This is a genomic window from Chitinimonas sp. BJB300 (assembly GCF_002735695.1).
Classification (GTDB): domain Bacteria; phylum Pseudomonadota; class Gammaproteobacteria; order Burkholderiales; family Chitinimonadaceae; genus Chitinimonas.
This window is the reverse complement of record NZ_PDZH01000129.1, coordinates 1-10,691: the sequence shown is the minus strand read 5'-3', so window position 1 is coordinate 10,691 and position 10,691 is coordinate 1. Positions and strand designations below refer to the sequence as shown.

At 42.0% G+C, this 10,691-nt stretch carries 9 protein-coding genes; 8 read left to right on the top strand and 1 reads right to left on the bottom strand.

Annotated elements, in window-relative coordinates; genetic code table 11:
* From CSQ89_RS17520 to CSQ89_RS17485, 7 genes are all read left to right on the top strand, one after another.
* A partial coding sequence (locus CSQ89_RS17520; RefSeq protein ID WP_441302619.1) for a hypothetical protein occupies nucleotides 1–237 on the top strand: 237 nt, incomplete at its 5' end.
* A 626-nt stretch (nucleotides 238–863) separates the two neighbouring features.
* On the top strand, nucleotides 864–1,667 hold the full coding sequence (locus CSQ89_RS17510; protein WP_374701373.1) for an ABC transporter permease subunit: 804 nt from the start codon (nucleotides 864–866) through the stop codon (nucleotides 1,665–1,667).
* Between the two features lie 156 nt (nucleotides 1,668–1,823).
* A complete protein-coding gene (locus CSQ89_RS17505) occupies nucleotides 1,824–5,351 on the top strand; it encodes a tetratricopeptide repeat protein (RefSeq protein ID WP_158229030.1) in 3,528 nt (1,175 codons plus the stop codon).
* Complete coding sequence (locus CSQ89_RS17500; RefSeq protein ID WP_099407383.1) at nucleotides 5,332–6,156, top strand: hypothetical protein; 825 nt, start codon at nucleotides 5,332–5,334, stop codon at nucleotides 6,154–6,156. The genes CSQ89_RS17505 and CSQ89_RS17500 overlap by 20 nt, the downstream gene beginning before the upstream one ends.
* A complete protein-coding gene (locus tag CSQ89_RS17495) occupies nucleotides 6,143–7,054 on the top strand; it encodes an ABC transporter ATP-binding protein (RefSeq protein WP_199065663.1) in 912 nt (303 codons plus the stop codon). The genes CSQ89_RS17500 and CSQ89_RS17495 overlap by 14 nt, the downstream gene beginning before the upstream one ends.
* 116 nt (nucleotides 7,055–7,170) lie before the next feature.
* A complete protein-coding gene (locus CSQ89_RS17490) occupies nucleotides 7,171–8,730 on the top strand; it encodes a class I SAM-dependent methyltransferase (protein WP_099407382.1) in 1,560 nt (519 codons plus the stop codon).
* A gap of 103 nt (nucleotides 8,731–8,833) precedes the next feature.
* Complete coding sequence (locus tag CSQ89_RS17485) at nucleotides 8,834–9,049, top strand: hypothetical protein (protein WP_099407381.1); 216 nt, start codon at nucleotides 8,834–8,836, stop codon at nucleotides 9,047–9,049.
* A gap of 280 nt (nucleotides 9,050–9,329) precedes the next feature.
* On the opposite strand, the gene CSQ89_RS17480 is transcribed toward CSQ89_RS17485, so the two are convergent.
* Entirely contained in the window at nucleotides 9,330–10,046 is a 717-nt protein-coding gene (locus CSQ89_RS17480) for a methyltransferase domain-containing protein (protein ID WP_099407380.1), read from the bottom strand.
* 424 nt (nucleotides 10,047–10,470) lie between these two features.
* On the opposite strand from CSQ89_RS17480, the gene tnpB reads away from it, so the two are divergent.
* A partial coding sequence (tnpB, locus tag CSQ89_RS17475) for an IS66 family insertion sequence element accessory protein TnpB (RefSeq protein WP_143747084.1) occupies nucleotides 10,471–10,691 on the top strand: 221 nt, incomplete at its 3' end.

Below are 10,691 nucleotides of genomic sequence, written 5' to 3'. Positions count from 1 at the left end.
ACGGTGTTTCGAGGGCTGGACGAATGGCTGCGTCACCGATTGCGCACCCTGCATCTGAAACAGTGGAAGCGGGGCAGGAGCATGTATCGGGAGCTGAAAGCGCTCGGGGCGAGCGGAACGGACGCGAAGAGGATAGCGAGCAATGCCAGACGCTGGTGGCGTAATGGCTACGGCGTGCTGAATCGTGCGCTGCCGATCGCCTATTTCGAGCGCTTGGGAGTTCCAAGACTCGCCTAACCTCAACTTCTTGAACCGCCCGGTGCGGACCCGCATGCCGGGTGGTGTGGCAGGGGTCAGCCAGGTAATCTAGCCGCCCCTATGCCGATTGACTGATGTTACGCAGTGGCTGCGAGAAGCAGCTGTAGCTGATTCATAAGCCGCGCGGGAGGCGTTGATCAATAACTTGCGGCAAAGCGCAAATGGTTTCTTCTTCGTCTTGATGCTCAGGCATTCAAGTTTGAAGGCTGCGCAAATCGTCATGAACACATGGTTGCTTTGGGTGCGAACAGTATGCGTAGGCGACTTGGCCAGACTGGCATTGGACCTGAGTGACTGGTGAAAGACCTCCACGGCCCACCGTTTTTTATAGGTCGTGTTGGTAGCGTTGTAATCTGCAGCTATAAGTCCTTGGAGGTGTAATCGGTCTTGGACAAAAAACGCGTGACCTGGTCGTGGCTCACTGCACCATCTACCATCGCCGACAGGCCCGTACAAATCGAGTTTTTTGTTCTTCATGGCGACAGGTTATCGTATGCACTGCGTAACATCAGTTATTGAGTCAAATTCAACCGCATTTTCTCGACTCGTTAAGGCTTTCGAGTGATAATAATTTTAGATTATTTAACTTCAGTGAGTTAGCAATTATGTGGCTTCACCTAGTGACTACTTGGCGTTCTGGTATACGTAGCAGGGCGTTGCAGTCGATTGCTATACTGGCAGTTCTATTGATGTTTGCGGCTCTCTTGGCAAGTAAATTCTCGGGTAGGCATCCGCAGACTGTAGCTTTAGACGTCGGTTTGTCTGGACTGCGCCTAGTATTGGCTTTGTTGGCGGTGTTTTGGGTACATGAGCTTGTAAGCCGAGAGAATGATCGTAAGACTGTTTTTTTTACCTTGGCTTATCCTTGTGGTAGAGGTGCCTATTGGTTTGGGCGCTATGCGGGTATTGTGAGTCTCCTTCTTGTTGCTTGTCTATCGATGGGTGGGGCAGTTTTTGGTCTGGTTGCTTTATCCGGTGTAGAGTACCAGCAGTTTTATTCAGTTCACTTCGGTGCAGATTTTCTGGGCGTTTTGGCAGCATGTGTTTTGGATAGTGCTGTAATAACTGCGTTCACAATGTTGATTGCCAGTTTTGCTACTACGAGTTTAATGCCTATGGCAAGTGGGCTAGCATTTGCCTTTGTGGCGCGTAGCTACGGCGCTGTGATCGCACTATTGCAAGATCAGCAGAGCGGAGCCGCAGACTTGCAAGAGATTCAACTTCCAATAGTAAAGACAATAGGTTACTTAATTCCTGATCTCAGCCTTCTAGATTTGCGTGATCTCGTTCTTTACGGTGACAATGCCGCGATTTTATTAAGTGGATATGGTGTAGCTCAAAGCATTGCCTATGGGTTGGTATGTTTGATTTTATCTGCTTGGATATTTGATCGCCGCGAATTTCAATAGCTAATTTTTTCTTTTAATTAAACTAAAAACTACCATTGATTGAGAAGTGTATTGCGGTGTAAAAACGTTGGCAGTATCGCTAATCAATTTTCAAAGCAACCGTACAGTCTTGCGTCGTAAACAAGAATCGTGTTGCTTCACTTTATGGAAAAATCTGTGAGTCAATCTATGCTTCAGCAAGCTTTTGCCTTGCATCAAGATGGAATGTTGGATCGGGCAGAGCAACTTTATAGATTAATATTAAGCAACTTTCCAGAACATCCTGATGCGAGCTACTTGCTTGGTACGTTGCTTCTGCTGCGTAACGATGCAGAAGCTGTTCCATTGCTGCAAAGTACCATTAAGACCAATCCGGAGCACTGGCAAGCTAATTACAATTTAGGTCTTTGGTTTTTGCGGAATGGTAAAATAATAGAAGCGAGGCGATTACTTTCTAAAGCTTGTGAGCTTAATCCAGAGCATGCAGAGGGGCACGTTAATTTAGGCTACGTAGGTGTTTTGGATGATGATCCCTTATTAGTAATAAATGAAATGGCTCGCGCACTGGAATTGAATCCTAAGCTGGATTCAGCTAGAAAGACTTTGATAGCCGTTTTTATTGATCAAGGACGTTTCGCGAAAGCCATGTCGTTGGCTGTTGAATGGTCCGAGTTGCCCTTCCAAGAAATTACATCGAAGCCAATTTTAGCTCGAGCGCTCGCCAAAGGCCGGCTTTTTAGCTCTGCAAATCAAATATTATCAAATCAGGAGCTTGAACAATCCGTTTCTGCATTTACAGATATAGGAGCAGTGCTGCAATACCAGTCTTTATGCTATGAAGCTCAATTGGCATATAAGAGGGCAATCGAATTGCAGTATGATTGTGTCGAAGCCCATTTTAACCTTTCATTGGTTTTGTTATTGAGTGGTCGATTTGAAGAGGGGTGGAAAGAATTTGAGTGGCGATCTGGTCTTAGTGGGCCTGTGAAAAAATATGAGATAAATGTACCTGAGTGGGATGGTAGAACATTAAGTGGTGAGGCAGTATTAGTTCATTCTGAACAAGGCTTAGGTGATGTAATTCAATTTATGCGTTTTTTTCCAAAGATGGAAGAACTCGGAGCGCGAATTCTATTTACAAGTTATCCTGACATAATTCAGCTACTCAAGTCACAATCTAAAGCAGAAGTACGTGATGATGTTGAGAATTTTGATCTAAGTTACAAATATCAAATTTCTCTGTTAAGTTTGGGAAAGTTATTTGGAAATACTGAGGAAGCTATTAGACAGTCATCACGTAGGTATATAGAAGCCCCGGAAGAAAAAAGCATACGATGGAATAAAAAAATTGTGATGTACCCCGGTTTAAAGGTAGGTTTGGTTTGGGCGGGAAATCCAAAGCATTTAAATGACCAGAATAGGTCAATGGCGCTCAGTGATTTTTCTTCTCTGGTTGATATACCTGGTATTACTTTTTTTGGATTACAAGTAGGGCCTTTTTCAAAGCAAACTAGTCTAACACCGGCTGGTATGAACTTAGTTGATTTTTCTGAAGGTATTATAGATTTTACTGATACTGCTGCTATTATAGCGAACCTTGATCTGGTAATTTGTGTTGATACTTCAGTTGCGCACCTTGCGGGCGCGCTTGGTAAGCCGGTTTGGCTATTGTTACCTTACTTTAATGATTGGCGTTGGCTTTTAAATAGAACTGATACACCTTGGTATGATTCAATGCGTATTTGGCGGCAATCGTCGGCGAGGGAGGGCTGGCCTGAGGTGGTTACACGGATTCGCGCTTCACTTATCGAACTAGTTGAGCAACGCTTTTGTGCAGAAGAAATGGATTCTGTAACTTCATCAGTATGGCGTGCGCGTCATTATATTTTAAACAATGAAAAATTGATCGATTGGAACAATTCGCCTCTAGTTAAGTTGCTACCAGATCTACCTTCTGCTTGGGTGTTCACACTTTCACGTATGTTCAAACCAGAGGATTTACCAACGGCATTTCAAGCATGGTTTCTAACTCAACCTTATTGGATGGGAAAGTATCTTGAAGTAAGTGATGATACTACGGCGGCGATTGAGAAGTATTTAATAGTTCCGAATGATAATGAATATTGGCGATTAGCTAATTGGGCAGCTTGTGAATTATTATGGGCTCGTAAGGATATCGATCGCCTTTCTGATAGGGTTGTAGTTTTGCTTCTACAAGATGCAGAAGAAGTATTGTGGCAGTATTGGCAGGCTCAAGTTGACCGGATGCAGGAACGCTATCAAGCTGCCATTGATGGTTACCAATCATATTTAAGTATATACCGTCGCAGCGCTGAAGCCCGGATTAATCTTGGTTTGTCCTATTGGAAAGTGGGAAATAATGATTTAGCACTTGAGCAATTTGAACGTGCTGTAATGTGTAATGCAACCAATGTAACAGGGTGGTTTTATCTTGGTTGGTTTCTTTATGAAACAAATAAGCTAAAGGCTGCTTATTTGGTGTTTGATGAATTGGCTGATTGGTTTCCAGAAAATGGGCAGATGCGTCTTTGGCGTGGAAATTTATTGCAAAGATTGGGGCGACATCAAGAAGCTTTAGAGGAGGTGGAGTGTGCTTTCAATATTGATTCAACTTTGGAAAATATTGAATACCGCCTTGTTAGCGCGAAAACTGCAGCTGTGCCTACTGTGGCAGGTGTTTTGATGGAAGAATACTTACAAAAACAACCAAATGACTTAAAAATGCGCCTTAGGTTTGCACTACATCTATTGGGAATTGGTGATTTCGAGCGGGGTTGGTCTGAATTTGAGTCGCGATTAGATATTCCTAATAGTGATTCAGTCAAAAATAAGCTTTCGTACTTGCAAATTCCTCGATGGGATGGTTCATCACTAAATGGGCGCCATTTACTTGTGTTTTGTGAATGTGGTTATGGTGATACTTTTAATTTTCTTCATTTTATACGTTACTTAAAAGATTGCACTGTCACATTGGTTGTCCAAGATGGTCTACTGCCACTATTAAACTGTGCAGACGTACCTTGTTTTTTGGTAGATCGTACTGGTTTGAGAGCAGACGTAGGGGGGTATCCTTTTGATACATATATAGAGATAATGAGTCTGCCGCATATGTTGCGAATTAATGAGGGAACGGCATTAAAAGTAAGTAGTAACCTCCAAGTCGATTGTAGTAATAGCCATTTATTTAAGTATTTTGAAGATATTTGTGAGAAAAAAGTGGGAATAATATGGGGTGGAAATCCTAATCATCTAAATACTAACTTTCGAGATTGTCCATTGGAATATTGGATACCCTTGCTTAATATAGATGGCGTGTTTTGGATGAGTTTACAAAAAGACCTGCCTTCCAATCAGGCTGTTTTTTTGCCTGAAGTAGCAGTTTTAAATAACATCGCAGTAGAATGTGAAGACTGGTTAGACACTGCTGCTGTAATAAAGCAACTTGATCTTCTTATTACTGTTGATACTGCTGTTGCACATCTTGCCGCAATAATGGGTAAGCCTGTTTGGCTGCTATTGTCAAAAGAAGTCGATTGGCGGTGGGGGCAGAGCGGAGAGGACACTATATGGTATTCTAATGTTAGATTATTTCGTCAGGATGAATTAAATGATTGGGAAAGTGTTATTGCGAAGGTGAGCAGGGCATTGAAGGAGGATACTCAACATGTGGCCGAACCGTTATAAATTGGCAATATTTATTTTGGTTGGCGCCGCAATGGTTTTTAGCTTCTCTAGTTATTTATTATCAGGAAAGCAACGCAGACGTTCAATTGAAGACTTGCAAGTCGTGATGCCATCTTCAGTGCAATTATTAATGGCTCTGGGGGATCGTCATCTTGCAGCAAATGTTGGTGCATTTCGTGCTCAGACAGTAGGTACTGACAAACTAAAGCCAGAAACCTATTTAGTGTTGGCTAGAGTACAGCTAGCTGTTGCGCAATTAAATCCTAGGCATGAAGATAATTACTACACTGCTGCGGCTATTTTAGCTTGGAATGGGCAGACTGAAATAGCACAACAAATATTAGAGCGAGCAACTAAAGCAAGGAAAAACGATTATTTGCCCCCTTTCTTTAGTGGTTTTAATCGTTACTATTTCTACAAAGACTATAAAGGTGCCGCGAAAGATATATTAATTGCTGCAGAACGTACAGATTCTGGCCAGCGAGCCGCGTTAAGTAATATTGCATCTCGGTGGATTGAAAAAGGGTACGAGTCTAGTATGGCAATAAAAATGCTTGATGGAATGTCAAAGAGTAGTGGCAATCCTAGATTAAATTTCATTCTTCAAGGGAGAATTGAACGTTTAAAAGCGCTTAGACAGCTTCAAGATTCAGTATATAAGTTTCAATTAGACAATCATCGTCCCCCAAAGAATTTGCAAGAGTTAGTTTCTGAAAAGTATATTGAAAAGCTACCTGTTGATCCAATGGGACTAGGGTTTTTGCTGGATAAGAATGGTGTGGTCACTCTAAATGGAACGCGATAAAGTTAATATGTCAGAAGTGATTTTTCTCGAGGGTGTATCTAAGTCATATCGTGATAAACGCTTTAGTTTGTTTCAAGCGCTAAACGACGTTTCATTTAAGGTGGAGCAAGGGGAGGCGTTTGGATTTGTTGGTCCTAATGGTGCAGGAAAGAGTACGACCATTCGTATTTTAACTGGCATTATTCGAGCTTTCGAGGGAGAAGTACGGCTATTTGGCCAGTCAGTTCTACAACATGAGTCCCGGAGGGGTTTAGGGTATGTACCTGAAAATCCATATCTTTATGATTATCTAACACCACTTGAGATATTGGATATGGGTATACGGCTTCATGGGATTTCTGTTTCAGATAGACGTAAGCATTGTTTGGAATGGCTCGATCGTTTCAATATTGCCCACGTTGCCGATAAACGTATCCGTCAGTTCTCAAAGGGAATGGTGCAACGTACTGCTTTAGCGCATGCAATGGCATGTCAACCACGTTTATTGATTCTTGATGAACCTTTGTCCGGCCTCGATCCAATTGGTAGACGTGAAGTTGTAGATATCTTGGAACAATATCACCGAGATGGTGGAACCTTATTCTTTTCTTCGCATGTTCTTCACGATGTTGAGCGCTTGGCAGATAGATTCGGACTCATCCATCTAGGTCAACTTAAGGCAGTACTTACACCAAGTGAGCTATTGGATCAGGATGGCGGTTATGTAATTGTCTCCGTTGGTGATCAAGCCATTGTTGGCGCAATTAGTCTTGGCAAGCGGCGCTGGAGGTTAGAGGTGGGATCTACTCAACTATGGGCAACTCTAGAACTACTGCGAAGTCTTGGCCATGAATTACACGAAGTACGGCCGGGAATGACGTTAGAGAGAGTATTCCACCAATTTGTTGACAGAAGTTAGATCTGGTCACTAGTTCAGACCGTAAGAGTAGATTAATGTAGCCTCTTAGCCAATTATCTAAATAAATCAGATTTTATACTAAATTTTTCAATTGCTTCCTGGAGAAACACTTAATTATGTACAAATTTAATATTTGTAATATATCGATAAATGCATTCAATAAGATTTTTGAGGATCTTATTTTAGCACTTAAGGGGAGTTTTATTGATTTGGGATATTCTTGTACGGTTAGCACTAATGAAGTAAAGAAAGATGCAGTTAATATTTTAATAGGTTCTACAATTTTTGCCTCTCGATACAATTCTTTAGTCGATAAAATAGGGAGTCACCCTTTTATAGTCTATCAATTAGAGCAATTGGATGAGGCTTTAGGGCTTTTACCTGAGTGGTTGGAATATTTAGACTTGTTAGATAAGGCAAGTTGGATATTTGATTATTCCCCAGCAAATCTGCCATTTTATAAGAGGAAAAATTGGAATAATAAAGTAAGTATTGTAGAACCAGGTTTTCACCGTTGTCTCGAAAGATTTAAGCCATTGCCTAATGCAGAAATTGATGTGTTATATTACGGTTCCCCTCACCCTCGGCGAGAAAAGATCGTCAATAAGTTGATTGAAGCTGGCTTGTGTGTTAATTATCAGAATTATGTTGTTGGGGAGGATTTGGTTCAGCTGATACGGCGCTCAAAGATAGTTTTAAACATTCATGCGTGGGATGTATTATCTCATCTGGAAACTGTAAGAATTTCATACTTGTTAAGTAATCGATGTTTAGTTGTATCTGAGAATTCTTCTCATGACCCTTATGACGGGGGAGTTGTTTTTTGTGATTACGATAATTTGGTTGAGCGCTGTATCCAGTTGATTTCAGCGGATGAAGGTGTTAGGTCTACTATTGCTCAAAACGGATATTTGGCAATTCGAAAGAATGATTTTTCAGAGAAATTGGCTGATTTAATAAGAGAAATACATACTGTATTTGATAATAAAATAGTTAATACTACAACCATATCGCTTGGTTCAACTACTTCTGGCTATTCTTATAGGAATAGGCCAGAAATTGTGAATCTAGTTCCGATTAAGGCGAAAGTAATACTAGATGTGGGATGTTCTGGCGGTATGATTGGCGCTAGTATTAAAAAGCGACAGGAATCTCAAATTACAGGCATAGAACGTAATGTTATGGCAGCAATGGAAGCTGCAAAAGCATTGGACTTTGTTTTGTGTGGAGATTTTTTTGAGTTATTACCAGACTTGCCCGTAAATCATTACGATGCAATTATCCTGGCCGATGTGTTGGAACATGTTCTTGATACCCAGGGTCTTCTCTTTCTTTTGAGGGAGCGCCTTGCGGCTGATGGGGCTTTAATATTGTCCGTCCCGAATGTCCGGCATTGGTCTTTAATAAAGCATTTGTTGGAAGGAGGATGGGATTATCAAGATGAAGGTTTGCTTGATCGAGATCACAAACGTTTCTTTACTGCTAGAACACTTGTCCAAGATTTAGATAAAGCTGGTTTTGTGGTAGTTGCAGACTCAGCAACGGTGACTCAGGATTGGAAACCGTCACAACAATTGTTAGATGCTTTGGAAGTTGAGGGTATTGTGCCAACTGATGGTTTGTTGGGATGTGCAGTTTTTCAGTACCACTTAGTTTGTAAAAAGAAAGATGGATAATGGAAAGGTATGGCTAGGGTCTGTTGACGTTTCACATAGGGGCACCTCGAAAAACCTTCCATCCATGGCATGATTCTGACATCGGAAAGTCAGCCCTCCTATCATGATCAAATCCAGTCTGTTTGCCAGTGAAGAACGTGAAGCCAAGCTTGATCAGCTGGGCGATGCGCTGAAGGTCCTGGGGACCCATGTCGATTTTGCCGCACTGGCGGCAGACATTGACCGAACAGCGCCTCGACCCAACCACGCCCGCGGCGGCCTGGCCGCCGTTTACGACCGAATTGATGGTTCGGGTGCTACTGGTTCAGCAATTGTTTAGTAACTATTCAGCCTCCCCCACCTTTTCAATTTATTGAACCGCCCCGGGTTTCGTGGAGGCTATTTAGTTTAAGTCAGGCTGATGTCTCTGCCTGATTGGCGAGTTGCCTGTAGTATTAAGGCGGCAATTAAATAGTGCATATGAACAAAGACAAAAGATCTTTTAAAACAATGCATTAGGAATTTTGTACTGTAAGCTTATATGCGCATTCACATTGCCGGATTAATATTTACCAAGCGAGTATGACCACTCGGAACTCGACAGCTACTCAACTATTGAGCTATTTAACCTTTATTTGATTTGAGATAATTTGCGAAATGGCAAGTATTTTCTTTTTATCTTCCGGCATTGGGCCATAATTAAAAAAGTCATTATTGTTGTAAATTAAGCCATTACTAAAATCTTCTTTGCTATCAATAATTCTATTTGGGAATGTTGAGATAAAGTTCTCATCTTTCAAAAAAACCGCAACGAAATCATTCCATTGGTCCAAGTCATTCCATCGATCTCCAATTTGTGTACTTGTATATGATTCCAGCAGAGCTGCATTTATTCCATTACGCTTCGCCCAAGAAATCAGAGCTCTGCCGCTATCAGGGTAAAATCTCCAGCAATCAACTGGATAGCGATGAAACTCACCATTTGATGGAACATTAAGATACAAAAGCCCTCGTGGTTTCAAAATACGCACAATCTCTAAAAAAAGAACCCAAAACATTTCCGAATGTTCAAAACAGGAACTTGACACTACTATATCTGCATATCCTGTATCAAAAGGTAGCCTGTACGGGTCGTCCAAGATTAAATCAACACCCTTTCCTTCAACAAAATCAACACCGATGTATTCAAAGTCTTGAGGGCATTTGTCTCTGATACTACCATTAACATCTTGGCTCCCAATCTCAATGACTTTTACTTTCTCCATTTCCCCTACCAAGAAATTCTTACTATAGCAATCAAAAAAATTCTGAGCGTTCATCATTGCAGTAGGATGCATAAAAACCTTTCTGATTGGACTTTAAATACGGCCTTAAATTCTAACCCTTAAGAAGCTTTCGTAAAAAAAAATTTGCATCTGTCATGTGAATCAAATGGCCTGCAATTTTTTCAAAGCCCTTCACTGCTAGGGCGTGTCATCAATATCGGCCGAGTTGATTGTCAAGACATAGCCAATGCTCTCGACTTAAGCCATTTCCCTTGATCTACAGCGAGGGAAGTGGCATAGTATCAATGCGTTAACTCGTTGATTATTTTAACAATATGAACCCCAAGCGCCCGCTCATGCCGAGTTGCTTTTCGAGTTCAGTTCCTTTCTGCTCGATCCTGCCCTTCCTGATCTCGTTCGCCTAAATCCTACCGCTTCTATCGCCGTCGCTGGACAGTGACCAAGCTGATTGACTCCTTATTATCGGAGTTCAGTCATGCTTGCAGTCCCCCAGCGCGCTTTCGTTGCCAACCAGCCCGTCGACATGCGCCGTTCTATCGATGGGCTGGCGCTACTGGTTGAAGCGGTGCTCGACCGCTCACCGCTGTCGGGCGAGATGTTTGTGTTTTTCAATAAATCGCGCGACAAGGTCAAGCTACTGTGGTTTGACCGCCATGGTTTCTGGATGGCATACAAGCGACTGGAGCGCGGTCGGTT